Origin of the sequence: Halorientalis sp. IM1011 (assembly GCF_001989615.1) — an archaeon.
In the GTDB taxonomy this organism is placed as follows: Archaea; Halobacteriota; Halobacteria; order Halobacteriales; family Haloarculaceae; genus Halorientalis.
On record NZ_CP019067.1, the window covers coordinates 625,029 to 651,541 of the forward strand.

At 64.9% G+C, this 26,513-nt stretch carries 29 protein-coding genes and 1 tRNA gene; 13 read left to right on the forward strand and 17 right to left on the reverse strand.

The window, feature by feature from the left end; genetic code table 11:
* Positions 1 to 66: 66 nt before the first annotated feature.
* Genes BV210_RS03180 through BV210_RS03190 form a run of 3 tightly spaced genes read left to right on the forward strand, consistent with a single transcriptional unit; the run spans position 67 to position 2,291 of the window.
* A complete protein-coding gene (locus BV210_RS03180) occupies positions 67 to 348 on the forward strand; it encodes a hypothetical protein (RefSeq protein WP_077205245.1) in 282 nt (93 codons plus the stop codon).
* Between the two features lie 53 nt (positions 349 to 401).
* Positions 402 to 1,592 (forward strand): threonine synthase, encoded by a 1,191-nt coding sequence (locus tag BV210_RS03185; RefSeq protein ID WP_077205246.1) that lies wholly within the window; start codon positions 402 to 404, stop codon positions 1,590 to 1,592.
* A 3-nt stretch (positions 1,593 to 1,595) separates the two neighbouring features.
* Complete coding sequence (locus tag BV210_RS03190; RefSeq protein ID WP_077205247.1) at positions 1,596 to 2,291, forward strand: LysE family translocator; 696 nt, start codon at positions 1,596 to 1,598, stop codon at positions 2,289 to 2,291.
* Here the strand turns inward: BV210_RS03190 and BV210_RS03195 are convergent.
* On the reverse strand, positions 2,288 to 3,019 hold the full coding sequence (locus BV210_RS03195; protein ID WP_077205248.1) for an HD domain-containing protein: 732 nt from the start codon (positions 3,017 to 3,019) through the stop codon (positions 2,288 to 2,290). The genes BV210_RS03190 and BV210_RS03195 overlap by 4 nt on opposite strands.
* Before the next feature lie 236 nt (positions 3,020 to 3,255).
* Here BV210_RS03195 and BV210_RS03200 point away from each other — a divergent pair, with 236 nt between their 5' ends.
* The gene (locus BV210_RS03200; RefSeq protein WP_077205249.1) at positions 3,256 to 3,987 is read left to right on the forward strand and encodes a GNAT family N-acetyltransferase; all 732 of its coding nucleotides are present in this window, start codon (positions 3,256 to 3,258) and stop codon (positions 3,985 to 3,987) included.
* 10 nt (positions 3,988 to 3,997) lie between these two features.
* On the opposite strand, the gene BV210_RS03205 is transcribed toward BV210_RS03200, so the two are convergent.
* A complete protein-coding gene (locus BV210_RS03205) occupies positions 3,998 to 4,660 on the reverse strand; it encodes a DUF502 domain-containing protein (protein ID WP_077205250.1) in 663 nt (220 codons plus the stop codon).
* Between the two features lie 73 nt (positions 4,661 to 4,733).
* Between BV210_RS03205 and BV210_RS03210 the strand changes: the two genes are divergently transcribed.
* Entirely contained in the window at positions 4,734 to 5,255 is a 522-nt protein-coding gene (locus BV210_RS03210; protein ID WP_253741593.1) for a pyridoxamine 5'-phosphate oxidase family protein, read from the forward strand.
* On the opposite strand, the gene BV210_RS19665 is transcribed toward BV210_RS03210, so the two are convergent.
* The 5 genes from BV210_RS19665 to BV210_RS03230 form a co-directional block, all read right to left on the reverse strand.
* Positions 5,225 to 5,383, reverse strand: coding sequence for a hypothetical protein (locus tag BV210_RS19665; RefSeq protein WP_157525783.1), 159 nt, complete (start codon positions 5,381 to 5,383; stop codon positions 5,225 to 5,227). The genes BV210_RS03210 and BV210_RS19665 overlap by 31 nt on opposite strands.
* 96 nt (positions 5,384 to 5,479) lie before the next feature.
* Positions 5,480 to 5,603, reverse strand: a tRNA-Gln gene (locus BV210_RS03215).
* Between the two features lie 27 nt (positions 5,604 to 5,630).
* Positions 5,631 to 6,377, reverse strand: coding sequence for an HNH endonuclease (locus tag BV210_RS03220; RefSeq protein ID WP_077205251.1), 747 nt, complete (start codon positions 6,375 to 6,377; stop codon positions 5,631 to 5,633).
* A 61-nt stretch (positions 6,378 to 6,438) separates the two neighbouring features.
* Positions 6,439 to 6,879: a metal-dependent transcriptional regulator gene (locus BV210_RS03225; protein WP_077205252.1), complete on the reverse strand. Its 441-nt coding sequence runs from the start codon at positions 6,877 to 6,879 to the stop codon at positions 6,439 to 6,441.
* Positions 6,880 to 6,910: 31 nt separating this feature from the next.
* Entirely contained in the window at positions 6,911 to 7,390 is a 480-nt protein-coding gene (locus BV210_RS03230) for a rubrerythrin (protein WP_077207950.1), read from the reverse strand.
* A gap of 124 nt (positions 7,391 to 7,514) precedes the next feature.
* Between BV210_RS03230 and BV210_RS03235 the strand changes: the two genes are divergently transcribed.
* Complete coding sequence (locus BV210_RS03235) at positions 7,515 to 8,537, forward strand: DUF2332 domain-containing protein (RefSeq protein ID WP_077205253.1); 1,023 nt, start codon at positions 7,515 to 7,517, stop codon at positions 8,535 to 8,537.
* An 82-nt stretch (positions 8,538 to 8,619) separates the two neighbouring features.
* Here BV210_RS03235 and sufD read toward each other — a convergent pair whose 3' ends face one another.
* From sufD to BV210_RS03250, 3 genes are read right to left on the reverse strand one after another with little or no spacing between them, the layout of a single operon-like run.
* Positions 8,620 to 9,837 (reverse strand): Fe-S cluster assembly protein SufD, encoded by a 1,218-nt coding sequence (gene sufD / locus BV210_RS03240; protein WP_077205254.1) that lies wholly within the window; start codon positions 9,835 to 9,837, stop codon positions 8,620 to 8,622.
* 1 nt (position 9,838) lies between these two features.
* On the reverse strand, positions 9,839 to 11,269 hold the full coding sequence (gene sufB / locus BV210_RS03245) for a Fe-S cluster assembly protein SufB (RefSeq protein ID WP_077205255.1): 1,431 nt from the start codon (positions 11,267 to 11,269) through the stop codon (positions 9,839 to 9,841).
* 57 nt (positions 11,270 to 11,326) lie between these two features.
* Positions 11,327 to 12,259 (reverse strand): ABC transporter ATP-binding protein, encoded by a 933-nt coding sequence (locus tag BV210_RS03250; RefSeq protein ID WP_077205256.1) that lies wholly within the window; start codon positions 12,257 to 12,259, stop codon positions 11,327 to 11,329.
* Positions 12,260 to 12,536: 277 nt separating this feature from the next.
* On the opposite strand from BV210_RS03250, the gene BV210_RS03255 reads away from it, so the two are divergent.
* On the forward strand, positions 12,537 to 14,411 hold the full coding sequence (locus BV210_RS03255; protein WP_077205257.1) for a histidine kinase N-terminal 7TM domain-containing protein: 1,875 nt from the start codon (positions 12,537 to 12,539) through the stop codon (positions 14,409 to 14,411).
* Here the strand turns inward: BV210_RS03255 and BV210_RS03260 are convergent.
* Positions 14,404 to 17,169, reverse strand: coding sequence for a DNA-directed DNA polymerase (locus tag BV210_RS03260; protein WP_077205258.1), 2,766 nt, complete (start codon positions 17,167 to 17,169; stop codon positions 14,404 to 14,406). The genes BV210_RS03255 and BV210_RS03260 overlap by 8 nt on opposite strands.
* Positions 17,170 to 17,287: 118 nt before the next feature.
* On the opposite strand from BV210_RS03260, the gene BV210_RS03265 reads away from it, so the two are divergent.
* The 3 genes from BV210_RS03265 to BV210_RS03275 all read left to right on the forward strand — a co-directional run bounded on the left by BV210_RS03265 (position 17,288) and on the right by BV210_RS03275 (position 18,371).
* Complete coding sequence (locus tag BV210_RS03265; protein WP_077205259.1) at positions 17,288 to 17,470, forward strand: hypothetical protein; 183 nt, start codon at positions 17,288 to 17,290, stop codon at positions 17,468 to 17,470.
* 46 nt (positions 17,471 to 17,516) lie between these two features.
* Positions 17,517 to 17,876, forward strand: coding sequence for a hypothetical protein (locus BV210_RS03270; protein WP_077205260.1), 360 nt, complete (start codon positions 17,517 to 17,519; stop codon positions 17,874 to 17,876).
* Between the two features lie 63 nt (positions 17,877 to 17,939).
* Positions 17,940 to 18,371 carry a hypothetical protein gene (locus BV210_RS03275; protein WP_077205261.1) on the forward strand — a complete coding sequence of 144 codons (432 nt, stop codon included), beginning with the start codon at positions 17,940 to 17,942 and terminating at the stop codon, positions 18,369 to 18,371.
* Here BV210_RS03275 and rad50 read toward each other — a convergent pair.
* The 4 genes from rad50 to BV210_RS03295 form a co-directional block, all read right to left on the reverse strand.
* A complete protein-coding gene (rad50, locus tag BV210_RS03280; RefSeq protein WP_077205262.1) occupies positions 18,368 to 21,058 on the reverse strand; it encodes a DNA double-strand break repair ATPase Rad50 in 2,691 nt (896 codons plus the stop codon). The genes BV210_RS03275 and rad50 overlap by 4 nt on opposite strands.
* On the reverse strand, positions 21,055 to 22,356 hold the full coding sequence (mre11, locus tag BV210_RS03285) for a DNA double-strand break repair protein Mre11 (RefSeq protein ID WP_077205263.1): 1,302 nt from the start codon (positions 22,354 to 22,356) through the stop codon (positions 21,055 to 21,057). The genes rad50 and mre11 overlap by 4 nt, the downstream gene beginning before the upstream one ends.
* Complete coding sequence (locus tag BV210_RS19670; RefSeq protein ID WP_157525785.1) at positions 22,331 to 22,708, reverse strand: hypothetical protein; 378 nt, start codon at positions 22,706 to 22,708, stop codon at positions 22,331 to 22,333. The genes mre11 and BV210_RS19670 overlap by 26 nt, the downstream gene beginning before the upstream one ends.
* A 64-nt stretch (positions 22,709 to 22,772) precedes the next feature.
* Positions 22,773 to 23,045 (reverse strand): helix-turn-helix domain-containing protein, encoded by a 273-nt coding sequence (locus BV210_RS03295; RefSeq protein ID WP_077205265.1) that lies wholly within the window; start codon positions 23,043 to 23,045, stop codon positions 22,773 to 22,775.
* 157 nt (positions 23,046 to 23,202) lie between these two features.
* Here BV210_RS03295 and BV210_RS03300 point away from each other — a divergent pair, with 157 nt between their 5' ends.
* Entirely contained in the window at positions 23,203 to 24,417 is a 1,215-nt protein-coding gene (locus BV210_RS03300; protein ID WP_077205266.1) for a proteasome-activating nucleotidase, read from the forward strand.
* Between the two features lie 185 nt (positions 24,418 to 24,602).
* Here BV210_RS03300 and BV210_RS20140 read toward each other — a convergent pair whose 3' ends face one another.
* Positions 24,603 to 24,740, reverse strand: coding sequence for a hypothetical protein (locus BV210_RS20140; protein WP_172824868.1), 138 nt, complete (start codon positions 24,738 to 24,740; stop codon positions 24,603 to 24,605).
* 44 nt (positions 24,741 to 24,784) lie between these two features.
* Positions 24,785 to 24,982, reverse strand: a complete 198-nt coding sequence (locus BV210_RS03305; RefSeq protein WP_077205267.1) for a DUF5800 family protein — start codon at positions 24,980 to 24,982, stop codon at positions 24,785 to 24,787.
* Between the two features lie 119 nt (positions 24,983 to 25,101).
* On the opposite strand from BV210_RS03305, the gene BV210_RS20745 reads away from it, so the two are divergent.
* Both BV210_RS20745 and BV210_RS03310 read left to right on the forward strand, forming a co-directional pair.
* Complete coding sequence (locus BV210_RS20745) at positions 25,102 to 25,224, forward strand: hypothetical protein (RefSeq protein ID WP_256385551.1); 123 nt, start codon at positions 25,102 to 25,104, stop codon at positions 25,222 to 25,224.
* A gap of 25 nt (positions 25,225 to 25,249) precedes the next feature.
* Positions 25,250 to 26,467 (forward strand): polymer-forming cytoskeletal protein, encoded by a 1,218-nt coding sequence (locus tag BV210_RS03310; protein WP_084802549.1) that lies wholly within the window; start codon positions 25,250 to 25,252, stop codon positions 26,465 to 26,467.
* Positions 26,468 to 26,513 lie beyond the last annotated feature (46 nt).

Below are 26,513 nucleotides of genomic sequence, written 5' to 3' on the forward strand. Positions count from 1 at the left end.
GGGTCCTGTGGCCGGCCGACTCCTGTCGCCGAAACAACTATTGGATCGCGACTACGACGGTAGTTCATGAGCGCCGACGCGGGTCCCCGCGACAGCGACGCGACGGCCGGGCGGTCCCGACCCCAGTTCGGTGCGATCATCGTCGCGACCGTCTCCGCGTTCGTCCTCGCGTACAGCCTCTTTATCGTCCAGACTCCGATCCTCGGTACGCTCGTCGTCCTCCTGCTCGCCGGCGGGTACACGGTCTGGCGGGCCGGTCGCTGGTTCGCCGCCGCCTACGATCGCCGGACGGCGGCCATCGAGCGCGTGGCCGACTCGCTGGGAGACCCAGCCGAACGCGAGCGCTGACCGCCCCGGAGCGAACGGACAGGGCTTAGTCCGTCGCGACCCGATCCGCGGATATGACCGACAACCCGGCCGTTCGGGACCTCACCTGCCGCGCGTGTGGCGACTCGTTCGACCCCGCGGAGACGACCGGCACCTGCCCGTCGTGTGACGGCCACCTCACTGTCACCTACGACCTCGACGCGGTCGATTTCACGCCCGAGACCACCACGGAACGACGCTACGAGGGCATTGCCCGCTACGCCGAGTTGCTCCCCTTCACGGCCGAGACGCTGGTGACGATGGACGAGGGCGCGACGCCGCTGGTTTCCTGTCCGAGCCTCGCCGACGAGTGGGGCGTCGGCGAGGTGTACGTCAAAGACGAGGGCCGAAACCCGACGGGGAGCGTCGCGGACCGCGGGATGGCGGTGGCGGTGACCGCGGCCGCCGAGGCCGGGGCCGACGACGTGGCCCTGCCGACGACGGGCATCGAGGGGCAGGCAGCGGCCGCCTACGCCGCTCGTGCGGGGCTTGACTCCCATTCGTTCGTCCCCTCGCGGGCGACCTTCGACGCCAAGGCGATGATCAACGTCCACGGCGGCGACATGGAAGTCGTCGGCGGGCGCTACGGCGACGCCGTCGAGGCCTTCCACGAGACCGTAGCGGAGGAAGGCTGGCACTCGCTGGCTCCCTTCGAGACGCCCTACCGTCGGGAAGGAGCCAAGACGCTGGGCTACGAACTCCTCGAGCAACTCGACTGGGAAGTTCCAGACGCAGTCGTCTACCCCACCGGCGAGGGGGTCGGTCTCGTCGGCACCTACGCCGGCACGCGGGATCTGGCCGACCTCGGCGTGGTCGAGGACACGCCGGCGATGTACGCCGCGCAGGCCGCCGGGTGTGCCCCCATCGTCGAGGCGTTCGAGAACGGCGAGGAGGACACCGCGGTCTGGGAGACGCCCGACACGATCTGTGGCGGCGTCGAGATCCCCGACCCCGCCGGCGGGCCCGACGTACTGGCGGCCGTCCGGGAGAGCGACGGCGGGGCGGTCGCGACCGAGGACCGGGACGTGCTGGAGGGCGCGGTCAGCATCGCCCAGTCCGAAGGGGTCGAACTCGGCGCGACGGCCGGCGTCGCGGCCAGCGGCGCGGCGAGGCTCGCAGAGCAAGACGAGTTCGGCCCCGACGACACCCTCGTACTGGTGAACACGCTCACCGGCAACGCCGAGGCCGACGTGCTCCGCAGTCACCTCATGAGCAAGGGGATCTGACCGATGGCGGCGAGTCCCGTCGCGTCGCTGGGTGCCGGGGTCCTGTTCGGACTGGCGCTGGCGGCTCCGCCCGGGCCGATGAACGCCGTCATCGCCGAGGAGAGCGTCCTCCGCGGCTGGCTAGCGGGCGTTACCGCGGGCCTCGGTGCGATGCTCGCCGACGCCTGCTTCTTCGTGCTCGCGCTGGTCGGGATCGTCACGGTCGTCCAGGACGCGCCGACGCTGCGCGGGGCGATGATCCTCGGCGGCGGTGCGTTGATGCTGTACTTCGCGATCGGCGCGGCGACGAGCGCTCGCGAGGCCCTGACCGTCGAGTCCGAAGCGGCGGCGACCGAGGAGGGTGTCGGCCGCGGGTTCCGGAAGGCGTTCGTGCTGGCGCTGACCAACCCCTACCAGATCGCGTTCTGGCTGACCGTCGGTGTCGGTCTGCTCGAACCCGGGACGGTGGACGTACTCGAAAAGACACCTTACGTCGGCGCGGAACTCGCGGGCCTGGTGGTCGTCCGAACCGGCAGCCCGCTGTTGCTCACCGGACTGTTCGCGGGTATCGTCTGCTGGATCGTCGGATTCCCGACGGCGCTACGCGCGGCTGGGAAGCGGGTCGACCGTCTCACGCCGGTGGTCGCCGGCGGGAGCGCGGTCGTACTGGCCGGCTTCGGCCTCCTCTTCGTGGCCGACGGGCTGGGGACGCTGCTCTAGTCGTCGAGTTCGTCGTCCAGTTCTTTCTCCATGCCGGGGCTCAATTCGGCGTCGGAGTCGCCCATCATGGCTACCTCGGATTCGAGCCACTCCTTGAACCACTTGACGCGTTTGAGCCGCTGGTGGACGACGCTCTCGGCGGTATCGCTTTCGACGCGGTCGGCGGCGTCGCGGCCGCGTTCGAGCACGCGCCCGACCATCTCCGCGGCGTCCATGTGCGTGCGGGACTCATAGCCCATCCGCAACAGCATCAACGCGGTGCCGTTCGCGCCGACCTTGTCGAGCAGGTCGGCTTCGATGAGACACTGGGTCTCCAGTGAGAGATCCGAGAGCGGCCCCTGATAGGAGTGGTCCTCGACCGCGGCGCAGACTTCGTCGACGAAGGATTGCGGGTAGTCGCAGTGAGCCGTCAGGTACTCGCGGGTGATGCGGGCTCCCTCCTCAGCGTGGACGTCCTGGTCGGCCTCCAGTTTGGCGATGTCGTGAAAGAGGGCGGCGACGCGCGTCACGTCGACGTTTGCGCCCTCCTCGCGCGCGATGTCGGTCGCCAGTTCGACCACGTTCATGATGTGGTTGAACCGGTAGGCCGCCGAGTGCCAGGGATACCACCGCATCCGCCCGCCTTCGTCCTCGCTGACGACGCTCGCTTCGAGGTAGTCGTGGACGAAGACCTGCATCGCCTCGAATTCCGCGTCCGAGACGGGCGACTCCCGTATTTCAACACCCACGGGACCACCTCCGGACGTGACGTTCGCTGTTCATCTTACGGATATAAAAGCGAGTGCGGGTCTTTAGCGTTACGACAGACTGAAATCTACCACGCCCCCAAAGTCGAGTTCAGAAACCGGTTCCGTCGCACCGTCACTGCAGTCCCAGACCACCCGCGCTGTCGCCGTCACGAGTCGACCGTTTCACCGGTACGGTGTGACATGGATTTATGAGAGCCTCCCTCGTACTGTAACATATGGAAGTCAGAGCGGCAACTCCTGACGATCAACGAGCAGTCATGGAGATCGCCGAACGGTCGCTACAGGCGTCCTACACGCTCAGTCCGGGTACCATCGAGGGGACGGTCCAGCAGTGGTACGACGACGAGGATTACGCGGAGAAGGTCGCGCGAGACGACATGCTCTTCTTGCTGGTCGAACTGGAGGGCCAACCGGTCGGGTTCACCGAGACCGTGATCCACGACGACGAGAACGGCGCGGACCTGCTGTGGCTCCACGTCCACCCCGACTACCGTGGCGAGGGAATCGGCTCCGAACTGTTCGCTGCCGTCCGCGACCGCCTCCGCGAGATGGACATCAGCCAGTTGCGGGGTCGCGTCCTCTCGATGAACGAGGTCGGTAACACCTTCTACCAGGACAAGGGCTTCGAGAAGGTCGGCGAAGGGGAAGTCGAGATCGACGGTAGCCCCTACACCGAAGCCATCTACCTGGAGGCCGAACCGGAGGGGCTAGAGCCTCGCACCACCGAGAGCGGCCAGACGGTGTACATCGACTACGACGACGTGGATCCGGGGTCGATGGAGCCGTTCCACGGCGTCTACACCGATCAGGACCGCGACGAGAAGTACGGCTACCACTGCGGGAAGTGTGATTCACTGGCCAACGCGATGGACGCCATGGGCCGTATCGAGTGCAGCGAGTGTGGCAACAGCCGCAAACCCACGCGCTGGGACGCGGCCTACATGTAGCGCGGATCGGTCACGACGAGTAGCCGGGCAGATCGGCTTCGGCCCGTAGTTCTTCCATCTCCTCGTCGCTCTCGGCCATGCCAGTCGTCACGAGTAACCGAACGCCCCTCCGGACGCTGATATCCAGTTCGTGCAGTTCGTCCTCGGGGACCATCAGGAACGCGCCACCCGTCGGGTTCGGACTGTTCGGCAGGAAGACGTTGTAAAGCGGTTCGCCGGTGGCGTTCACGGCCTCTCTGGGTCCGTCCCCCGTAACGAACCCGATGCTGTAGACGCCGTCACGGGGGTACTCGACCATGACGACGCGTTTGTAGCGGTTCGACCCCTCGGTCAGGGCGTTGGCGACCTGTCGCACGCTGGAGTAGACGATACTGACCAGCGGGACGACACCGATCCCGCGGTCGATTCCAGCGAACACGCGCCCGCCGACGCTCCCCTGGGCGAGATACCCCAACACGACGACGAAGCCGGCGATCGACAGCAGCGCGAGCACCTGTGCGACCGCTTCGATGTTCGCCGTGTACTGGGTCAGCCGCGTCCCCTGGACCACCGGATCGATGAACGTCGTCACCCAGCCGACCAGAAACTGCATCGCCACGACCGTCACCACGAGCGGCGCGAGCAACGCCAGCCCCGCGATGAAACTGTTCCGGAGTACCTGTCGGAATCCCATACCAGTACGTATCCGCGGCCCGACAAAGAACGTGGCCCCCATTGCTTTCCGTCCGAAGACCCTCTCGAATACCGTGACCGACAGCGATAGACCCGCCGGAGCCGACGGCGAGCGTGACGGCGACCAGCCCTGGGAGCCCTCGGGACCCTGGACTCGCGGCGAGGCAGAGACGTTTCTGACCGAGAGCCGAGTTCCCATCCGGCTGAGTTGTCGAACCCCCGGCGGCGGGCTCTGGATGCTCTCGCTGTGGTACGAGTTTCGCGATGGCTCCCTCCACTGTGCCACCGCCGCCAGCGCCGACGTGGTCGGGTTCCTCGAACACGACCCCGGTGTGGCCTTCGAGGTGTCCGTCAACGACCCGCCCTATCGCGGCGTCCGCGGCCAGGGCCGTGCCACCGTCGAACCGGACCCCGAGAAGACCGTCCTGCGGTCGCTACTGGAACGGTATCTCGACGGAACGAACTCAGGGCTGGCTCGACGACTGCTCGACGAGGACCGCGAGGAAGTTTCCATCCGGATAGACCCGACCAGAGTCGCTTCCTGGGACTACGCCGACCGAATGGCTCACGGCTCCGACCGCGAGGACTCCGCGTAGAAACGGAGGAACAGGTAAAAGGCCGCCACGATCACCAGTCCAGCCACCACGCCGATGATCCCGTCGACGACGGCGTGGGGCAACGGTATCCGTGACGCGCCAGCGTGTAGAAAGACGGGATCGATCATCGTCTCACTCCCCCGTACGATACCCGGAAAGTCAACTCTGTCGGTTCCGGCCGAACTCGTTCGGGAACAACGGCAATAATGTAAGAATAATTATAGTAGTCCCGGGCGGATTCGAACCGCCGTCGTGGGCTAACCTCGGAATACACTGCCGAGGTTGCCGAATCAAGTCGGCATGTATTCCTCCAAAGGCCCATATGATTGGCCACTACACCACGGGACTGCAAGAGGGTGTTCTGGTTCTGGCGTCTTATGGATTCCGGGATTTCGCCATGCCACGAAGCACCGACGCGGGGATAGTTTCGTGTTCAGCCAGTCCGTGACAGCTCGGACAGAGTGAAATTACGTTGTCCAAAACATGCGCATCCTGTGGATCGTCAAAATCCCGGACCGGTCTGATATGATGAACGTCCGGGTTACGACCGATCTCGTCGCTATCTTTAGTACAGAATCGGCACTGGTGGTCGTCGCGTTCGAGCGCTTTTCGTCGGATCCAACGCCAGTCACCGTTGTAGACGGCAGTTCCGTCACCCCACTCGTCAGAGAGCCACGAGCTGAGACAATCGTGGTCACAGAATTTCCGGTCGCCATCTCGTGTAAAACAGGGCAGAACCTCGAACTGTTCACCACACTGCTTGCACTCGCGTGGAACTGGCTCGATATCGTGAACGTCTGCGTAGTGTGTCCCCAGAAACTCGTCCGCTTCCTCGACGCAGGTCGGGCAGTAGACACCCTTCTTATCCGAGGGATAATACTCGAACTCGTCGCCACAGCGCTCGCACTCGGTCGTCTCCTTCGCGTCTTTCCAGTTGCCGTTGTTTTCGCCGGCGTTAGGATTACAGTTATCGCAGTACGTCAGCCGAGCCTTCGGATCGTAAAATTCCGTCCCGCAGCCAGCACACTCCCGGTTCGGAAGCGGGTCGTCGTGGACCTTTGTGTGGTGTTGTTTGACGCCACGTTCAGTCGTGGGCGACTTACCACAGGTCGGACATTCCATGGCCGATCATTCGGCTGTCGGTGGGATATATGCGACCCTACCGAAGTGAAACTAAAAGTAGTCAGTCGGCCGGGTCGGCCGGATCGGGTTCGACTTCCAGCAGGGAGCAGGCGTCGGCTTCGGGGGCGAAACAGTCGGGACACTTCGAGTCGCGGTCGATGATGGTGTCGAGTCGCTCGGCGACGGTCTCGTCGATGACGGGTTCGAGCTGTTTGGCCTCGGCGCGGAACTCCTCGACGTCGAGCACTTCCAGCAGGAATCGCTCGATGATGCAGTAGGTCTGGAGCGCGTCGCGGGCGCGGACGATGCCCTCGTCGGTGAGGGTGACGCCCTTGTACTTCTCGTGTTCGAGCAGTTCGCGCTCTTCGAGTTTGCCGATCATCTCGTTGGCGCTGGCCGGGCTCACGTCGAGCATGTCGGCGACGCGACCGGTCGAGGCCGGGCCGTCCTCCTCCTGCTGGACGAGATAGATCGCCTTGAGATACTGGTCGGACGTGTTCACGCGAGATCCCCTCCGTGCAGATAGCTCCCATTCATTCTCGTTTCTCCATGAGTTCGGTGACTTCCTCGACGCCCTCGGCTTCCTCGTCCCGGATCGCCGCCAGCGTGTCGACGACGTACTCGCGATCGACGCTGAGCGTGGCGTCCGAGTTCTCGATCGCTTCGATGAGGTCGTCGTAGAACTTGTAGGCCGTCTCCTCGTTACACAGCTGATCGTAGAGCACGCCGTCGAAGTCCGATTCGGCCTCGTACTGGGCCGTGACGAGCCCCTTGATCTCCTCGAAGGGAATCGTGTCGGCTTCGAGGTCGTCGATCAGGTCCTCCAGTCGGTCGCGGTGGTCGGCCGACTCCCGGGCGGCGTCGTCGAGCAGCGCTTCCAGTTCCGGATCGTCGACGTCCATCGTCCGGGCGTGTTCGCCCGCTCGGGCCTCCACGACCTCCTCGAGGACGACGCCGATCTGGAGGAGGCGCGCCAGCTGGTGGTCGTTCGAGACCGGTTGCTGGACGCTCACGGCGACCACCGCCGACACCGTCGGCTCTGTCCCGCCAGCATACACAACGATCGGGTAGGCGGGAACTTAAGCCGTTCCCTCGGCAGTCGAGACCGCTAAGCGCCCGCCTGCGGACCACTCGACCGTGACCCGCGCCAGCGAGTTCCGCGAGTTCGCCGACTGGGCGAGCGACCAGTCCCCGCTGTACGAGCAACTGAGCCGCGCCGTCGCCGACGACGAGGACCTCCTCGCCCTCGCCGCGACGGCCCCGGAGAGCCAGCCCGCGCCGAACCTGTTGCTGGGTGCCGTCCACGACCTCCTGCTCGATGGGGTGGATCATCGGCTCGCCGAGTTCTACCCCACCGTCGACGACGATCCCATCGACCCGACCGAGACAGATCCGTTCCCGGCCTTCGATGAGTTCTGCCGGACCCACCGCGATGCCATCAGCGACCGCCTCGAAAGCCGACTTGTCCAGACCAACGACGTGGGGCGGTCGGCCGTCCTCTACCCGACGTTTGCCCGGGTCGCCGCAGCCGACGGCGAACCCCTGGCCCTCGTCGAGCTCGGTGCCAGCGCCGGCCTGAACCTCGTCTGGGACCGGTACAGCTACGCGTTCGACGACCGCGTCGTCGGCAATTCCAACTCCCCGGTCCGCATCGAGACCGACCTCCGGGACGGGACGCCACCGCTCCCGGCGGACCCGCCGGCCGTCGCCGACCGCTGGGGCGTCGATCTGAATCCCCTCGACGCGACCGACGAGAGCGACGCCCGCTGGCTCCGGGCGCTCGTCCTCCCGAACCAAAAGCGGCGACACGACCGGCTCGCCGCCGCGCTGGATCTGGCCGCCGACACTCCACCGGAACTCGTCACCGGCGACGCCGCCGCGGTCCTCCCCGCGCGCCTCGGCGACGCGCCCGCGGACGCGACGCTCGTCGTGTTCAGTACCATCGCGCTCTACCAGTTCCCCGACGATGCCGTGGCGGCCATCCGCGAGACGCTGGCCGACGCCAGCCACGAGCGCCCGGTCCACTGGCTGTCGGGAGATCCGTCGACCCCGCCCAGCGATCCGACGTACCGGCACGTCCGCTTCGAGGACGGCGAGGCCGAGACTACAGAGCTCGCCGCGTTCGAGGCCTACGGGAGCTGGCTCTCCTGGCGAGTGTGACCTGCGACTGCAAAAGAAAGCGCCCGGAGTCTACGCACGGGCCTCCGGCCCGTTCGATGTCGAGGTTGCTACCGCAACCTCGCTATTCGCGCAGTCGGCGCGCGATCAGTCCTTCGAGGCCCTCGCGGAACTCGTCGACTTCGACTTCGCTGAGGACGGGCTCGAAGAAGCCCTCGACCAGCATGTTCTCGGCGACCTGTTCGGGGATCGAGCGGGAGGTCATGTAGAACATGTCCTCGGCGTCGACCTGCCCGACCGTCGCGGAGTGGCTGGCCTCCGTGTCGTGGTTGTTGATGATCAGCTTCGGGGAGGCGTCGGCCTCGCTTTCGTCCGAAAGCATCAGCGTGTTCTCGCGCTGGTAGGAGTTGGTGTCCCAGGCCTCCCGACCCACGTCCTGGACGCCCTCGTAGACCGAGCGGGCCTCGTCGTCGAGGACGCCCCGGGTCACGAGGTCGGCGGTCGTGTGTTCGGCCTCGTGCCAGACTCGCGAGGCCAGATCGAAGTGCTGGTCCTCGTGGCCGAAGAACGCCCCGACGATCTTGCTCTCGGAGCTATCGCCGAGCAGTCGCGTCTCGACGCTGGTCTTCGTAAGTCTGGATCCGATGTTGCCTTCGATCCAGTTGACCGTGCCGTACTGGCCGGTGTGGCCGCGCTTGACCTGGAAGTTGTAGGTGTCCGAATCCAGGTTCTGGAGCGCGCCGTACTGCACGTGGGCGTTCTCGCCCGCGACGGCCTCGACGACGCCGCTGTAGTAGCGGGCGTCCTCCTCGCTCGCGTCCTCACCGGTCTCCTGCCGTTCGAGGATGGTGACCGAGGCCGATTCCTCGGCGATCACGAGCGTGTAGTTGAACAGCGCCCGGGAGTTCATCCGGGTCCGGATCGTCACGTCCTCGGCGTCGACGCCCTCGGGGACGTAGACGACCGTCCCGGCCGAGAACAGCGCCGTCGACAGCGCGGTGAGGTAGTTGCGCTGGGGATCGACGACGCTGCCGAACCGATCCTCGATCAGGTCGCCGTGCTCGTCGAGTGCCTCGGACCAGGAGAGCACGTCGACACCGTCGGCGTCGACGCGGTCTTTCTCCTGAGCCATCTCGAGGGGGTCGACGAAGCTCTCGTAATCGAGCGCGTCGAGGTTCGTCCACTCCCGGCCCGGCGTCTGAATGACGGCGGGCATGTCGAGGTCTTCGAGGGCCTCCAGCGCGTCGAGTCGCGTCTCCAGCAGCCACTCGGGCTCGTCGAGCTGGTCGCTGATCTCCGTTACCTGCTCCTCCGTGAGGTTCGCGTGTACCTGCGTGCTCATATTATCCGAGCGAGCCCTCCATCTCGAGTTCGATGAGGCGGTTGAGCTCGACCGCGTACTCGATGGGCAGTTCCTCCGTGATCGGCTCGATGAAGCCGGCGACGATCATCTGCTTTGCGTCGTCGTCGTCGAGCCCGCGGGTCTCCAGGTAGAACACGTCCTCGTCGCCGATCTTGCCGACCGTGGCCTCGTGGGCCACGTCGACCTTGTTCTCCTGGATCTCCATGTACGGCATCGTGTCCGAGGTCGACTCGTTGTCGAACATCAGCGCGTCACACTCCACAGAGGTCGAGGAGTTCTCCGCGCCGTCGGACATGTGGACCAGGCCGCGGTAGTTCGTGCGGCCGCCGTCCTTGCTGATGGACTTGGACTCGATGGTCGACTTCGTGTTCGGCGCGTTGTGGTAGACCTTCGCGCCAGTGTCGATGTTCTGGCCCTCGCCGGCCATCGCGATGGTGATGTGGTTGTCCGTCGCACCTGGGCCCTTCAGGATGGTCGAGGGGTACAGCATCGTCGCCTTCGACCCCATCGACCCCGACACCCACTCCATCGTGCCGTCGGCCTCGGTGATGGCGCGCTTGGTGTTGAGGTTGTAGGTGTTCTTCGACCAGTTCTGCACGGTCGAGTACTGGACGTGTGCGTTCTCGCCGACGAAGACCTCGACGCCCCCGCTGTGGAGGTTGAACGCCGAGTACTTCGGCGCGGAACAGCCCTCGATGTAGTGAACTTCCGAATTCTCCTCGGCGATGATGAGCGTGTGCTCGAACTGGCCCATCCCCTCGGAGTTCATCCGGAAGTACGCCTGCACGGGCATCTCCACGGTCGTGTCCTCGGGGACGTAGACGAACGACCCGCCGGACCAGACCGCGCCGTGGAGCGCGGCGAACTTGTTGTCACTCGGAGGGACGCACTTCGTCATGAAGTGCTCCTTGACGAGATCCTCGTGTTCCTGAACGGCCTTGTCCATGTCACAGAAGATCACGCCTTTCTCCTCCCAGCGCTCCTGCATGTTCTGGTAGACGATCTCGGACTCGTACTGGGCGCCCACGCCCGAGAGGGCGTTCTTCTCGGCTTCCGGGATGCCCAGTTTGTCGAAGGTGTCCTGGATCTCTTCGGGGAGGTCCTCCCATGACTCCGCGCCGCCGCGTGTCTCGATGTCCGGGCGGATGTAGGGGACGATCTCGTCGAAGTCGATCTCGCTCAGGTCCGGCGCGCCGGGCCAGTCGGTCGGCATCGGCATCTCCTGGAACTGCTTCAGGGCGCGCAGGCGGCGTTCGAGCATCCACTCCGGTTCGTCCTTGTCTTCGCTGATGACCCGGATGGTCTCCTCTGTGAGGCCCTTCTCGGATTTGAAGGCGGAGTTCTCCTCCTTCTTGAACTCGAAGCGAGCCTCGGTGTCGGTCTCTTTGAGATGGTCTTGATCTGAACTCATTGTTGGTGTGTCTGGTTTCGGTCTCTGGACGTATCAGTCTGTGCTAGCCCCGGACGGTTACGCGGTCTCGAAGAACTCCTCGCGCACCCAGTCGTACCCCTTGTCCTCGAGTTCCTCGGCCAGCGAGGCGTCGCCGGACTTGGCGATCTGGCCGTCGAGCATCACGTGGACGTGATCGGGCTCGACGTAGTCGAGGATCCGCTGGTAGTGGGTGATCTGGAGGATGCCGGCGCCCTGCTCGTCGCGCAGCGCGTTGATGCCGTTCGAGACGTCCTGCAGGCGGTCGATGTCCAGCCCGGAGTCGATCTCGTCGAGCACGGCGATCGAGGGCTCCAGGATCGCGGCCTGCAGCACCTCGTTTTGCTTTTTCTCCCCGCCGGAGAAGCCCGCGTTGAGGTATCGCTGGGCGAAGCTCTCGTCCATGTCGAGTTGCTCCATCTTCTCCTGGAGGATCTCCTGGAACTCCGCGACGCCGATGTCGCCTTCCTCGGGGTCGCCCTCCATCGGAGAGGTGTCGTAGCCGGCCGCGTCCTCGTTGGTGTCGCCACCTTCGGCTTCTTCCTCCTCCTCGTCCTCCTCGAACAGTTCCTCGCGCTCTTCGAGTTTGGCGTTCAGCGCCGTGCGCAGGAAGTTGACCATCGTGACGCCCTCGATCTCCGCGGGATACTGGAAGCCCAGGAAGATACCGAGTGCCGCGCGCTCGTTGGGTTCCAGGTCCAGCAGATTCCACGTGCGGAGGTCGTCGGGGATCTCCTCGTCGAGGTCCTCGAACTCGTCGTCCTCGATGTGCAGGAGGACCTCGCCCTCGGTCACTTCGTACGCCGGGTGGCCGGCGATGATCTTCGCGGTCGTCGACTTCCCGCTCCCGTTGGGACCCATCAGCGCGTGGATCTCACCGGATTCGACTTCGAGATCGACCCCGCGCAGGATCTGCTCACCGCCCTCCTCGGCAACTTCAGCGTGTAGGTTGGATATTTCGAGTGTTGCCATTGTTTAGGGACACCTAAGTCGTCTTCAGATCCGGCCGTGACGTTGATAATGCTTTCGCATTCACCCGGTTACGATTTCCCCAACGGAAAATTTGATTTCGTATTCTGGAAACCAGAGTGGCGGGACGCCGTCCCGCTATTCCGAACCGTGGGTGACCCTCGGTGGCCAGGAACGGGACGGCAGGCAGGGGAAACCGTCGGCCGACTGCTGGTTTCAGAGAGAAATGCGTGAAATGCCCACAACATTCATACCCCGTACCTGAATAGTTCGGTTGGGAATGGTGCAGTTCAGTTGGCTCCTGTTGCCGCTCGTGTTCCCGCTTCTAGTCGCTATTCCAACGGTTTACGTGATCGTACGGAACTTCGAGACCCCGCGGCTCTCCCCGATTCCGCCCCTGGTGTTGATCGTCGCCGTGACGCTATGGTGTCTCAGCGACGCGGCGCGGCTGGCCGTCACCGACCTCGACACCAAACTGGCGCTGTATCCCGGCTACTACCTGATGGGGACGGTCGTCGTGGTCTCGCTGTTCGTCTTCGCCGCCGACTACACGGAGCGAACCGACTGGCTGCGGCCCGAGCGACTGGCTCTCGTCACGCTTCCCGTCGCGCTCTCGACCGTGCTCGAAGTTACCAACCTCGGGTCGTGGACGATGCGGTCGGCGCGTCTCGTCAGCCGAGACGGGGTACTCGTCGCCGACGTGACCTGGGGGCCGCTGTTTTACCTCCACCACGGCATCGCCTATCTGTTCGTCGCCGGGGCCGCGTATCTGTTTCTGACCTTCGAGACGGCCAACCGACACTACCGTGGCCAGGTCCGGTCCATCGTCGCCGCACTCTCGATCCCGTGGCTGCTCAACATGGCGTATCTGGCCGGACTGACGACGTTCAACTACACCTCCATCGGGTTCGCCGCCGCCCTCCCGATCGGCGTGTTGATGGTCTTTCGCTACCGCATCCTGCAACTCATCCCCGTCGAGCGCTCCTCTGTCGTCGCGGAGATGGACACCGGTTACCTCGTGCTGGACCAGGGAGACGTGGTCGTCGACGTCAACGACCGGGCCGCGGAGTTGCTCGGGATGGATCCCGAGGGACTGCTCGGTCGCGACCGCGCATTCCTCGAAGCCACGTTCCCCGAGATCGCGACCGCCTTCGAGGACAGCGAGGGGTTCAACACCATCACGCGCGAAGAAAACGGCGACGACCGCTACTACAACGTCGAGACCTCGACTCTGGGCCCCCCGATCGAGGGAGCGAACTCTGACACCGGTTCGGTCGTGCTCTTCCAGGACGTGACCGACCAGATAGCGGCTCAACGCCAGCTCCGCGCCCAGAAAGACCGCCTCGAAGAGCAGAACGAACGGCTAGAGGAGTTCGCCAGCATCCTCTCACACGACCTCCGTAACCCCCTCTCGGTCGCCGACGGCCGACTCGAACTCGCCCGAGACGAGTACGACAGCGTCCACATGGAGAAAATCGCCGAGGCCCACGACCGGATGGACGAACTCATCGAGGACGCGCTCGCGCTGGCTCGACAGGGCCAGACCGTCCTCAACCGCGAGCCGGTGTCGCTCCGTCGGATCGCCGAGCACGCCTGGGAGAACGTCGACACCGGGGCAGCGACGCTCGACGTCACGACCGATCGGACGGTCGTCGCGGACGGCTCACAGCTCACCCAGCTGTTCGAGAACCTCTTTCGTAACGCCGTGGAACACGGTTCCACGAGCCCTGACTCGCAGGCTCGTCAGGACGCTGTCGAGCATGGCTCGACAGGCAATCAGAACGCGAAGCGTTCTGATGACGCCGTGGAACACGGTTCCACGAGCAATCGGACGTCGTCCGATGACCCCGTCGAACCCGGCGGGTCGGACGTGACCGTCACCGTCGGCGAGATGACCGACGGGTTCTACGTCGCAGACGACGGCCCCGGCATCCCGCCCGAAAAGCGCGGTCAGGTGTTCGAGAAGGGGTTCACGACGGCCACGGACGGCACCGGGTTCGGGCTCGCCATCGTCGAGAACGCCGCCGAAGCACACGGCTGGACCGTCGAGATCACCGAGAGCGAGAGTGGCGGCGCTCGCTTCGAGATCGACGGCCTCGATGATGCGTCGGGCCCGAACCCGGCCACCAGCGACGGGCCGGCGACGACTACATGAAGTTGCCGAGACCGGTCTGTTCCTGCCCGCTTTTGACCTCGTCCCAGGAGATGTCCAGCGCCTCCAGAATGCGCTCGATCGGTCCCTTGAGCGTCTTGTCCAGCATCTTCTCCCAGTCGACCTCGAACTCCTCGGGGACCTGATCCGCGTACTCGTAGCAGATCACGTCCGGATCGCGGCGGAACTCGCCGTACAGCGGATCTGTCGACGGGTCCAGCCCGTGTTCGGCCTCGACCTTGTCCCAGAAGTCAGAGTGGACCCGGTCGAGATAGACGCGCTTGGGTTTCGAACCCGACGCGAAGTTCGTCCCGAGCAGGAGGTTGGCGTACTTCGCCCCACGGACCTGGGCCGTGTCGGTGTCGTAGTTGTCCAGTTTCTTCCCGATACCGCCGGGGATTCCCACGTCGTCGAGGCTGACGTTCCCCGCCTCGAAGTCCTGAATGACTTCGTGGACGTAGTCTTTGATATCCTCCGTGTCCGCACCCGTCACGATGCGGTCGATCACCTCCTTCTGGACCTCCTTGGTGATCGGCGCGATGTCGCTGCGCTGGTACTCGAAGCCCGTGATGTCGATGTCGTCGACGTCTTTGCCCTCCTTCCAGACGATGTGGCCGGCGTAGCGTTTCTTCTTGCCCGCCTGGAAGAACCGACGGTAGAGCTTCTCGAACTCGATCTGGAAGCGGTGTTCCTCGCCGGCGTCGAGGTCGACGTTCAGTTCCGACTCGGCGAACTCGTCGTAGGCGTCGTTGATCTGCTCCTCCAGTTCGAAGGACTGCTCGATGGCCGCCTCCTTCGACACGTCGCCACCGAGTTCTATCATCACGCTGTCAGTGTCACCATACACGACCTCTTTATCCATACGGCCCGCGACTTCGTCGGTATAATCGATAACGTCTCTCCCCGTTGCAGTGACCGCAGCTCCCATCTCCTTGTCGTATAGCCGGAACCGATCCCAACCCAAGACCCCATATAAAGAGTTCATAATTACCTTGACAGCTGCTTGTTGCCTGTCAAACTGCTCGTATTCCGAACTATCGGGATCGTGGTCGTTCCGGAGCGATTTCTTCTCCTCGCGTTCGCTCAGCAGTTCGTCGACCATCTCCCGGATGACGCCGTCCGGTTCCTTCCGGAAGTGCTGGCCGTTCGGGGCGCGGAAGGTGTCACCCTCGTAGGCATCGGGATCGACCTTGGTCTCGGGGCTGGCGTTGATCGTCACCATGCACATCGGGTAGAGGCTCTTCAGGTCCAGCACCGTCACCATCTCCCGGACTCCCGTGATCGGGTCGAAGACGGCCCCGCCCTCGTAGTCCTCGGCGTCGTGTTGCCCTTTCGAGGGGAGGGCGAAGTTGCCGTGGAGTTTGTGGAGGACGTACATGTCGACGGCGTCGCCGGGCGTCGTGGCGTCCTCCAGTTTACAGCCGACGAAGGAAGCGACCTCCTGCCAGAATGGGATGATCTCCTGCTGGTCGTTCAATTCCACACAGAGTTCCACGTCCCGGAGGTTGTACTCCAGCAGGCGCTCGGGGTCGTCCTCCCAGAGGTCGCCGATGTCGCCGGGGTAGCGCTCTTTTCCGACGCCGAGTTCCTGTTCGCCGACGGCGTCCAGTCGGTAGGAGTCGAGTTCGGTGAACTTCGTGCGCTGGTAGGCGTAGAGCAGGTCGAAGACGACCCGGCCCTTGATGTTCGGCCCCTGCCAGTTGTTGCGCCAGACCTCGTCGACGCGGGAGAGCCGTTCGATCGAGAGGTCGTAGTCGTGGTGGGGGCCCTGGAGTTCTTCGAGCCTGTCGAGGAAGTAGGGGGCGTCGAAGTCGTCGAAGTTCCAGCCGGTCAGGAGGTCCGGGTCGGTCGTCTCGATGTAGTCCACGAACGCTTCGAGCATCGCCTCCTCTTCCTCGAAGACGCGCACGTCGGCCTCGAAGTCGGCCTCGATGGGGTCGTACTCGGCCAGGGCCTCCGGCGGGTCGATGCCCGCGGGGGAGTCGTACAGCCACGTGATGTACTCGTCGTCGTAGGAGTCGTGTGAGGTGAGACAGACGATGGTCTCCTCGCCCTCTTCCGGGAACCCGTGGCGGTCGTCGACCTCGATGTCGAAGGTGTTGACGCGCGGATCGGCGCTGGCGTCGACGGCCTCGATCTCGTCGTGGGGGACCCGAATGGGTTCGCCTTCGGCCTCGCGGCGGGCGGGCACGCGCACGCCGCTGGTGATGTCCTTGTCGATCAAAAGGCGGTTGGGAAAGAGGATGTCTGCTTCGTAGTGGTCGAACTCGTCGCGCATCTGGCCCACGTCCCGCGGCGTCTGGCCGAAGATCTTGGTCAGGCGCTCGCCGCGAATCGACTCGTAGGGCTCGCCGTCGTCGTCTTCCTCCTCCCAGCCGGTGATCGTGTCGCGCTGGAGGTCCGCGTCGGTCAGCGAGTCGGTCGGCGCGTAGAAGTAGGGTCTGAACTCGTAGACTTCGATGTGGACCTGTTCGTTGTCCTCGGGTGTGCGGCCGAAGATGTGTACCACGGGGAACTCGTCGTCGCCCCGGCCCTCGACGGTGTAGTCGACCTGCGTGACAGCGGCGGTCACGTACTCGTCGGTGTCCGGATAGCGGATGTCGTCGAGGTCGACGATGTCGAACGTGTCGCCGCCGTTGCCCGCGACGGCCGCCGCCTCCGCCGCCGCGTCACGGTCGCCCTCGCCGTCGGCCCCGTCGCTCCCCGGCCCGTCCTCGAACGCAGAGAGACCTGTCTGTGTTCCGTTCCCGGTCTCGTCCATACTGTCCACCCGTTCGAGACCCCCGACTAAAATCCCGACGGTCCCCCGGCCGCGTTTCGAGCCGCGACGGGAACACAAGGTATATGGCATGACACATCATACCACATGCCGAAGCGATATGACGGACCGCGCAAACGGAAGTCGGTCGGAGTTGGACAGTGCCGAAACGGGACCGGACGGCCCCGAGGTCGAGACGATAGAGGCCTACGAGACCGACGACGGGGTCGTACTCTACGACGCCCAGAACCCGCTCGCGTGGGTCCAGTCGAGTGCGGCGACCACGCTGGAGGACGCGGTATAGAGCGGTCACGGAACGCTTTTCTCACCCCCTGCCCGACGACGGAGTAGTGAGCGACGACGACCGCTGGCCCCACGAGCCGGACGATCCCGGGAGCCCCGAGAACGTCGAGCCCGATCCGGAACCCGACGCAGAGCCGGATCTGGGCCCCGATGTTCCGGAAGTCGATATCCCGGAGCCGCCGGATCCCGCGCCCGAAGACGTGCCGGAGGGACTCGCCCGGTCGTTCTGGAAACTCGTCGCCATCTTCAACCTCGCACTGTTCGCGGTCGCGCTCGGCCCGATGCTCGCCGTCTTCCGCGGCGAGTGGGTCAACGGCGGTGCGGTGTTTTTCATGGGTCTCGCCGTCTTCTTCTACGGCTACGCCCGCTACCAGCGCGCCCGTGAGGAGTTCGTCGACAGTGACTGACGGTCGCGGACCATCGACAGCGGTCCAGAACGGTTACCCGTCACCGACCACTACCGGCGAGCGATGCGTACCGTCCGCGACGAGTCCGGGACCCGGCTGTTGCTGATCAAGCAGTCCGGCGACTCCAGCCGCGTCCGCGACCCCGAGACCGGCGAGGAGCGCTACGTCCCGAACGACGAACTGGAGTTCGTCGACGAGTCTCCCCTCGACACGGCCGCCGGTACCGTCCCCGACGCGACGCGGACGATCCTGACCGCTGTCCGCGACGACCGGTCGCTGGGACTCCTGTTCGAACTCGACCGCCGCGGGCCGCTGGCCGTCCGCGACCTCCTGAGCGGGTACGATCTCTGTGAGAGCGATCTCCACGGCCTGCTCGGGGAGTTCCGCGCCGCCGGCCTCGTCGACGAGGCGACTGTGGCCGGCGAGCGTGGGTATCGGCTCACCGACGAGGCAGTCGAAGGGCTGGACTACCTCCGTGCCGGAGAGAAGAGTTAGTCCGTTGCGGCGTCGGCGACGAGTTCTCGCGTCGCCGCATCGGGGTCTTTGCGTGATACCGTCGACCGGTTCGTCGTGGCGTCCTTCGAGACCGTCACCAGATCGTCTGCCGCGCCGAACAGTTCCTCGTCGTGGCTGACGACGAGAATCTGTTCGACGCCGAGATCGTGCATGTGTTTGACGAGGTCGACCAGCCGGGAGACGTGCCCCGAATCGAGGAACACAGTCGGTTCGTCGAGGATCAGCGGCGGCATCGGGGCCGAGCCCTCGATCCCCTCGGCCAGCAACTGGTAGATCGCACACCGAAGACTGAGGTTGAACAGCGCGCGCTCGCCGCCCGAGAGCTGTTCGGGATCGAGCGGCTGGCCGTCCTTCTGGTAGACCGTCAGCTCGTACTCCCCGTCGAGTTCGATCCGGGAATAGGAGTCGTTGCCGTAGATCAGATCGAACGTCTCGTTGAGCATCCGTTCGAGACTCTCGACGTTGCGCTGGCGCAGTTCCGCCCGTAGCTGGCCGTACATCTCCTCCAGTCGCTCGGTCTCGTCGTACAGCGAGTCCAGCCGTTCGACCGTGGCTTCGAGGTCGTCGTGTCGGTCCCGCAGATCCTCCAGTTCCTCGATCTCCTGTTTGACGCCGCCGATCTCGTCGATCAGGTCGTCACGTTCCGCGCGGAGTTCGTCGAGTTTCGGCTCGACTTTCTCGATGTACTCCACAGCGCGTGCTTTCTCCTCGCGGGCCTGTTCGACGGCCGACTCGTCGAACTCGGCTTCGAGTTCGTCGCGCTGGTCGCGTTTGTCCGCTAGCCGGTCGCGGCGCTCGTCGTTCAACTCGGCCTTGTTGTCCCGTTGCTCGCGCAGGCGCTCGATCTCGTCCTCGCAGTCGGCCACGCGCTCGAAGGTTCCTCGAATCGCTTCCAGGCGGTCGAGTCGATCGCCGATCTCGCTGCGTTCCTCGTTGCACTCGGCGACGGCCTCGCGTTTCTCCTCGGCTGCCTGTTCGGCCTCCGCGGCGGCCTCGCGTTTCTCCGCCGCTTCGGCGTCGAGTTCCTCGGCCGCTTCGCGCAACTGTTCGATCTTCTCGACCGTGTCGTCGAGCCCGTCTTCCTGCTCGTCGACCAACTGTTCGACGTTCTCCAGATCGTTCTCGAGCGTCCGGATCTCGTTCTCCCGGTCGACCAGGTCGCTGGCCGCTTCGACCTCGTCTTCGAGTCGTTCGCGACGCTGCCGGACCGAAACGAGTTCGTCCTGCAGGTCGTCGATCCGCTCGCGGTGCTCGTCGATGGATTCGACGTGCGGGGAATCCTCGACGGGCTGGCCGCACTCCGGGCATTTCCCTTGCTCCAGCAGGTTTTCGGCCTCTTCGAGGGTATCCTCTGCGTTTTTCAGTTCGGTCTCCAGTTCCGTCTCGCGCTCGCGGGCCTCGTTCAGCTCGTCTGCCAGTTCGTCCCAGTGGTCGCTGGCCTCGCCGACCGCGACCGGAGCATCCTCGAAGGCCTCACGCTTTTCCTCGATGTCGGAGTCCAGGCGTTCGATCCGCTCGCGTCGCTCGGCGAGTGTCTCCCGCGTCGCCGCGAGTTCGCTCGCCAGTTCTTCGGCCTCCCCGCGTTTCTCCTCGGCCCGGGCGGCCTTCTCCTCGGCAGTCTCTCGAAGCGATTCAGCCTCGCTCGTGTGTTCGCTAACTTCGACCCGGAGGTCTTGAATGTCGTCCCGTAACTGCTCGTCCCGGGCTTCGAGGTCCTCGATAGTCTCGTCGATGGTCGCCTCGTCGGGATCGTCGAGTTCCGATTCTTCGAGCAGATCGTCGCGCTCGCTCTCGATCTCGTCGATATCGGTCTTCAGGTCGCCGATCCGGTCGCCGAGTCGCTCGCGTTCGCGCTCGGTCGCCTCGATCGTCTCGGTCAGCTCCTCGATCTCGGTTTCGAGGTCGCCGAGTCGTTCGCGTTTCTCCTCGTGATCGTCGAGGATCGCCTGGGCATCGTCGCGGGTCGTCACGGCCTCCTCACGGTTCTCCTCGAACCGTTCGATATCGCTTTCGAGGTCCTTGCGCTCGGTCTGGAGTGCGTTGAGCCGCTCGTGAAGGTCCTGCTCCTCCTTCCGTTCGATCTGGGCGGCGAGATCGTCGAGCAGTTCCCGCTTGCCGTCCCGGACGTGTTTGACCCCCAGGCGGGCCTTGCTCGCCCGTTCCCGGTAGTCCTCGAGCTTCCCGAGCTGGAGCAGGTCGTCGATCATGTCCTGCCGGTCGGCGGGGGAAGCGTTGATGAGTTTGTTCACCTCGCCCTGGCGGACGTAGGCGCAGTTGACGAACGCCTCGTGGTCCATCCGGAGCAACTCGGCGACGTGCCCGCGAACGTCGCGGGCCCCCTCGTAGGTCGACTCGGGCGTCTCCAGCACGCACTTGGCCGTGGTCGCGCGGTCGTCGGTCACCCGGACGCGTCGTTCGACGTGGTAGGACCTGCCACCGTGCGTGAACCACAGCTCGACCGTCGCATCTTCCTCACCGATGGTCACGACCTCGTCGAGGTTCTCGTCCAGCGCGCGGGCTCCGTACAGCGCGAAGAAGCAGGCCTCAAGCAGCGAGGACTTCCCGCTGCCGTTCAGCCCGTGGATGACCGTCACACCGCTGTCGAGCCGAAGGTCCGCGTCCCCGTAGCACTTGAAATTCTCCAGCCTGACACGCTCGAATCTCATTCGAAATCACCCAGCGAGGGCTGGTCCGACCCGCTGGCGTCTGTGTCGGTATCGGCATCGGCGTCGGCGGCCGCCGACGGGTCGTCGTCCGCGTCGCCGCCGTCGGTCTTGGTCGGTTCCCCGGTGGTCGCGGGCTCGGCGGTCGCCGTCGATCTGTCGGCCTCCTCGTCTGTCGAGTACTCCTCGGCAGGACGGAAGGCGTCGGCGTCGCCCTCGTCGACGATCTCGCGGACGCGGCGCTCGACCTCGTCGGTGACGTTCGAGTCGGCGGTCTTGCTCGCCCGGACGGTCTCGTCGATGTCTCGGGCCGCCCGACTGAGTCCCATCTCGCGGATGCGCTCCTGGACGGCGTCGTCGGGGTCCGCGAAGTTCACATCGATGTCCGCGCTGTCGGCTACCTCGCGGTGGTCGGTGACGCGAGCGACGAGCGCACCCTCCTCGTCGGCGTACTCTTCGATGGTGGCCGGGGCGACCGGATCGCCCTCACCCTCGATGTGGACGACGACGACCGCGTCCGCCAGATCGTACTGGCCGACGCGTTCCCGGACGCGCTCGACGCCCTCACCCTCGCCGAGTTCGGTCTCGACGAAGACGAACTCGCGGGTCGGGAGGCCACGCCGCCTGATCGACACCTGCTCGTCGAACTCGACGATGTTGTACCCGCGGTCCTCGCGCTCGTCGGCGCTGGCTCGCTCGGTCGACCCACAGTAAGTGATCCAGGTGTCTTCGATCTCCGTCTTCTGTGGTTCGTGGTTGTCCCCGAGCAGGACGGCGTCGAAGTCGACGGTCGACTCCTCGAGGAGGCGCTCGGTATCCCAGTCGGCGTAGTCGAACGGCTCGAAGAGGCCGTGGGCCACGAGGGCGGCGTGGTCTGCGTCGTGGGAATCGAAGTCGTACTCGAGATCCTCACGCTGGGACCGCGGGACGAAGTCGAGGCCGTAGAAGGCGGTGTTCCCGACGGTGATCGGCTCGTCGCCAAGTCGGGTCGCCAGCCCCAGCGACTCGAACAGGTCGAGCCACTGGGCGTCGCGTTTGGTCTCGTGGTTGCCGACGATAGCGAGGAAGGGCACGCCGGCTGCGTCCAGCTCCCGCAGTACGGAGAGGGTCCCGAGGATGTCGGGCAGGTCCGGTCGGCGGTCGTGGAAGAGGTCGCCGGCGTGGACGACGGCGTCAACGTCGTCCTCGACCGCGTCCTCGACCACTCGGCGGAACGCGTCGAGAAAGTCCTCGCGGCGCTCGGGCCGGTGGTACTGCCGGTACCCGAGGTGGGTATCACCCGTATGTATTACCCGTGTCATTTCTCCCACCTTGGGCACCACCTCCTAAAGCCGTTCCGTGACCGGAGTGAAACTGGTCGCCCCGGGCCGCCGCCCGGAAGTCGGTCAGGGTCTCCCGGACTCGTCGGCCACGACGGGCGGCCGCATGGTCGCCCGCGTCTTCGGCCGACTCGATAGCGGCGTCGAGGCGGTCGATGCCGTCGCCGTCGAGGAAGTCCACAGCAGCGTCCACGGACTCGACTGCGTCCTCGGCCGTCGCGACGACATCCCGGTAGTCGTCGGCCCCGAACCAGCCGCTCTCCGTGGACGGTGTTCCGGGGGGTTCGCGAGCGAGGCGTGACAACGCGTCCTTGACGGTGGCTGTATCGGGCACACGACGCGGTGGTCCCGCTTTCACACTTGAAGGCTCGGGCGAGCGGTCGGGCTGGTGGGACCGCTCAGCGGGACTCGTCGATGGTCAGCGTGTAGATGCGCTTGCGCGCGTCCGAGAAGGAGAACCGCGAGTCGACGACTCCGACCTCTTCGAGGCGGTTCAGCCCGTAGCGAACGGTCCGGGGCGGCAGTAGCGTCTCCTCGGCCAGCTGACTCTGGGTCAACGTGTCGTTGTACTCCAGGGTCTTCGCGACCAGTTTCGCACTGGGCGGAAGGTCGCGCACCGCGTCCCAGCCGCCAGTGTCGACGTCCGTTCCCGCTGACTCTGAGGCACTCATGTTACCCGCTACTATCGCATACAGGCTAATAATATTTCCTGTTCTAATTTATTCTTCATAGTAATCCGCCGAATCTCGGAATCGCACGGTACCGGGCTTGCTTCGGTGCTTGTGTCTACCCGAAGTCTCTTATTACTACATCCCCTAGCCGGTGCCAATGACTGACACCGTGGACGATGTCGAGCTGCCCTACGACGAGGACGCTTCTCAACAGGAGAAGATCAACGCCCTCCAGGAACGGCTCGAAGTCCTCGAGTCCCAGAACGAGGAGATGCGGGACAAGTTGCTGGACGCCAACGCCGAGAACAACAAATATCAGCAGAAACTCGAGCGGCTCACCCACGAGAACAAGAAGCTCAAACAGTCCCCGCTGTTCGTCGCCACGGTACAGGAACTCACCGACGAGGGCGTCATCATCAAACAGCACGGCAACAACCAGGAGGCTCTCACCGAGGTCACCGACGAGATGCGCGAGGACCTCGAACCCGACAGCCGGGTCGCCGTCAACAACTCCCTCTCTATCGTGAAGTCACTGGACGACGAGACGGACGTCCGTGCCCGCGTCATGCAGGTCGACAAGAGCCCCGACGTGGGCTACGAGGACATCGGCGGCATCGAAGAACAGATGGAAGAGGTCCGCGAGACCGTCGAGATGCCGCTGAAGAACCCCGGAATGTTCGAGGACGTGGGTATCGACCCGCCGAGCGGCGTCCTGCTCCACGGCCCGCCGGGCACCGGGAAGACGATGCTCGCCAAGGCCGTCGCCAACCAGACCGACGCGACCTTCATCAAGATGGCCGGCTCCGAACTGGTCCACAAGTTCATCGGCGAGGGCGCGAAACTCGTCCGCGACCTGTTCGACCTGGCCCGGCAGGAAGAGCCCGCCGTCGTCTTCATCGACGAGATCGACGCGATCGCGGCCAAGCGCACCGAATCGAAGACCTCCGGGGACGCCGAGGTCCAGCGGACGATGATGCAACTCCTCTCGGAGATGGACGGCTTCGAGGACCGCGGTGAGATCCGCATCATCGCCGCTACCAACCGCTTCGACATGCTCGATCGGGCCATCCTCCGCCCCGGTCGGTTCGACCGCCTCATCGAGGTCCCCAAGCCCGACGCAGAGGGACGGGAACAGATCTTCCAGATCCACACCCGGGACATGAACGTCTCCGAGGACGTGGACTGGGCCGAACTCGCCGAGATGGCCGACGACTCCTCCGGCGCCGACGTGAAGGCGATCTGCACCGAGGCCGGGATGTTCGCCATCCGCGACGACCGCACCGAGGTCCGCATGACGGACTTCGAGGAGGCCTGGGAGAAGATCCAGAAAGAGGCCGACGAGGACGAGGACGTCTCGAAGACGTTCGCGTAGCGACGGACCGTCGACCCACGTTTTTGCTGCAGTACCAGCCGATGTTTGCATCGAGTGTCCGCAAACGCAAGTACGAGTGCGTGTTCCGTCCCGTAGTTGCATCGGACCAGTCTCGATGCAACTGGACGTGTCCGTGAAGAGCCTGGTGAACACCAGCGCAACGGAAAATTAGTGCGCCGCCGCGATCACAGCGCCGTGAAGATCAGGAACGGGACGACGAACAGCAGAACGAACATCACCACGAGGATGATCCCGTAGCCAGCGACTGTCCCACCGATGGTGAACCACGACGGATGATCGAACTTCTCGACGAGGTCTGTCATGTGAGTACGATTCGGAGCGTGGAATTTAGTTGTACCGACTCGGTTCAGGCGAGGATCTCCGCGATCCGCCGGGGTTCACCGGACAGCGCCGGATCCTCGGCGACGATTTTCAGCACTTCGTGGTCGGTCACGTCGGGGTAGGCCTTGCCGATAGCGTCCTCGATGAGGGCCTTCTCCAGGCGGAACTCGGTGCCCTGGTACACCACGTCGACACCCTGTTCGTCGAAGGAAAGCGCCGTCATGCCGCGAACGTTGGCCGTCGTCGGTAAAAAACTGCGCGGTGTGACGGTCCAGGCCGTCAGGACCGCCCGCGGGACCGCAGGCAAGAGCCTTTACTTCGCATCGAACCGTCTGTGAAACTATGTCCCGGGTCCCCCTGCTCGAGATGGACGAGATTCCCGAGTCACACCACCACCTGTTCACCGACGAGTACCTCGGCGACCGGTGGCGTCAGACGAGCGTCAGACGTTGCCCCCGAGTTTAATATCTGTCCCGACAGTTGTGGGGGTGTGCCGCTGCGCTCGGATCTCCTGGACGAACTGCAGATCCCGGACGGGACGACCGTCGAGGAACACGACCTCGTGACGGACGGGGACGTGATCGTCGGCGGGCAGAGTACCGTCGAGTTCGGCGTCCGCGGGCACAACGTCATCGCGGGCGAGCGCGTCCGCTTCGGCGGCGACATCGAGGCCGAGGGCGACTGTCGGCTGGACATGTGGAGTGACGTGGCAGGCAACGTCCTCGTGGGCGAGAACGCCTACATCGGCGAGCGCGTCCACGTCGGCGGCCAGCTCATGGTCTCGGGTGACCTCGACATCGGCGACGACGTCGACATCGAGGAGGGCTTCGAGGCCAACGGCTGGATCGTCATTCGCAACCCGATGCCGACCATCGTGTTCCTGTTCGTGTACCTCTCGCATCTCCTCCGGATCGGTGAGGAGGAGACCGCAGACGAAGTCGTCTCCGAAGTCCTGAGCGACGACGGTGCCGACAGCGATCCGGTCCTGATCCCCCGGAACGGGAGCGTCAGCGACGACGCCTGGCGCGTCTCGACGCCGGCCACCGTCGGCGACGACTGCCGACTGCACGGCAACCTGCGCGCCGAACGCCTGGCCGTCGGCGAGGACAACATCGTCTTCGGGAGCCTCCGCGCCAAGTCCGACGTTCACGTCGGCGAGGGCACGGAGATCAAAGGCGACGTGACGACCCGGGACGGCACCGTCAGCGTCGGCCCGGACGTAACGATCTGGGGCGACATCTCGGCGACCGACGTGCAACTGCACGAGGACGCCACCGTGGAGGGATCCATCCGTGCGCGCGGTGAGATGACCATGTTGCAGTCCGACTCCGGAACTGGAGCGCCGGAGGAGGACGCGACCGATACCGACGACTCCGACACCGACGAGTCGGACGGCGGCGACGCCGTGACCGACGACGAGACGGCCGACCTCGACGCCGCGGAAGTCCACGATGGATGGGCGAACTCGGGGTTCCAGCCGTCCGACGACGGCGCGGCCGCCGACGACACTGGCGAGTCGACCGACGACACGGCCGACGAGTCCGACGACTCGGAAGCGGACGACGAGCGTGTGACTGCATCCGACGCCGAGTCGGAGCGTGTGACTGACCGGGACCCAGACGACGAACGGGTGACTGTCACCGAGGACGGGTCCGACACCGACGACGACTACCGCGAGAACGGCCACGAGGCCGGCCTCGCGGAGTAAGTCGGCTCTTTCTGGACTCAGCGACGTACATCGAGTACCATCAGTG

Excerpts from the sequence above, each read along its gene's own strand:
- BV210_RS03180 (WP_077205245.1), top strand. The coding sequence starts at position 67 with ATGAGCGCCGACGCGGGTCCCCGCGACAGCGACGCGACGGCCGGGCGG.
- BV210_RS03185 (WP_077205246.1), top strand. The coding sequence starts at position 402 with ATGACCGACAACCCGGCCGTTCGGGACCTCACCTGCCGCGCGTGTGGC.
- BV210_RS03190 (WP_077205247.1), top strand. The coding sequence starts at position 1,596 with ATGGCGGCGAGTCCCGTCGCGTCGCTGGGTGCCGGGGTCCTGTTCGGA.
- BV210_RS03200 (WP_077205249.1), top strand. The coding sequence starts at position 3,256 with ATGGAAGTCAGAGCGGCAACTCCTGACGATCAACGAGCAGTCATGGAG.
- BV210_RS03205 (WP_077205250.1), bottom strand. The coding sequence starts at position 4,660 with ATGGGATTCCGACAGGTACTCCGGAACAGTTTCATCGCGGGGCTGGCG.
- BV210_RS19665 (WP_157525783.1), bottom strand. The coding sequence starts at position 5,383 with ATGATCGATCCCGTCTTTCTACACGCTGGCGCGTCACGGATACCGTTG.
- BV210_RS03220 (WP_077205251.1), bottom strand. The coding sequence starts at position 6,377 with ATGGAATGTCCGACCTGTGGTAAGTCGCCCACGACTGAACGTGGCGTC.
- sufD (WP_077205254.1), bottom strand. The coding sequence starts at position 9,837 with ATGAGCACGCAGGTACACGCGAACCTCACGGAGGAGCAGGTAACGGAG.
- sufB (WP_077205255.1), bottom strand. The coding sequence starts at position 11,269 with ATGAGTTCAGATCAAGACCATCTCAAAGAGACCGACACCGAGGCTCGC.
- BV210_RS03250 (WP_077205256.1), bottom strand. The coding sequence starts at position 12,259 with ATGGCAACACTCGAAATATCCAACCTACACGCTGAAGTTGCCGAGGAG.
- BV210_RS03255 (WP_077205257.1), top strand. The coding sequence starts at position 12,537 with ATGGTGCAGTTCAGTTGGCTCCTGTTGCCGCTCGTGTTCCCGCTTCTA.
- BV210_RS03260 (WP_077205258.1), bottom strand. The coding sequence starts at position 17,169 with ATGGACGAGACCGGGAACGGAACACAGACAGGTCTCTCTGCGTTCGAG.
- BV210_RS03265 (WP_077205259.1), top strand. The coding sequence starts at position 17,288 with ATGACGGACCGCGCAAACGGAAGTCGGTCGGAGTTGGACAGTGCCGAA.
- BV210_RS03275 (WP_077205261.1), top strand. The coding sequence starts at position 17,940 with ATGCGTACCGTCCGCGACGAGTCCGGGACCCGGCTGTTGCTGATCAAG.
- rad50 (WP_077205262.1), bottom strand. The coding sequence starts at position 21,058 with ATGAGATTCGAGCGTGTCAGGCTGGAGAATTTCAAGTGCTACGGGGAC.
- mre11 (WP_077205263.1), bottom strand. The coding sequence starts at position 22,356 with ATGACACGGGTAATACATACGGGTGATACCCACCTCGGGTACCGGCAG.
- BV210_RS03295 (WP_077205265.1), bottom strand. The coding sequence starts at position 23,045 with ATGAGTGCCTCAGAGTCAGCGGGAACGGACGTCGACACTGGCGGCTGG.
- BV210_RS03300 (WP_077205266.1), top strand. The coding sequence starts at position 23,203 with ATGACTGACACCGTGGACGATGTCGAGCTGCCCTACGACGAGGACGCT.
- BV210_RS20140 (WP_172824868.1), bottom strand. The coding sequence starts at position 24,740 with ATGACAGACCTCGTCGAGAAGTTCGATCATCCGTCGTGGTTCACCATC.
- BV210_RS03305 (WP_077205267.1), bottom strand. The coding sequence starts at position 24,982 with ATGACGGCGCTTTCCTTCGACGAACAGGGTGTCGACGTGGTGTACCAG.
- BV210_RS20745 (WP_256385551.1), top strand. The coding sequence starts at position 25,102 with ATGTCCCGGGTCCCCCTGCTCGAGATGGACGAGATTCCCGAGTCACAC.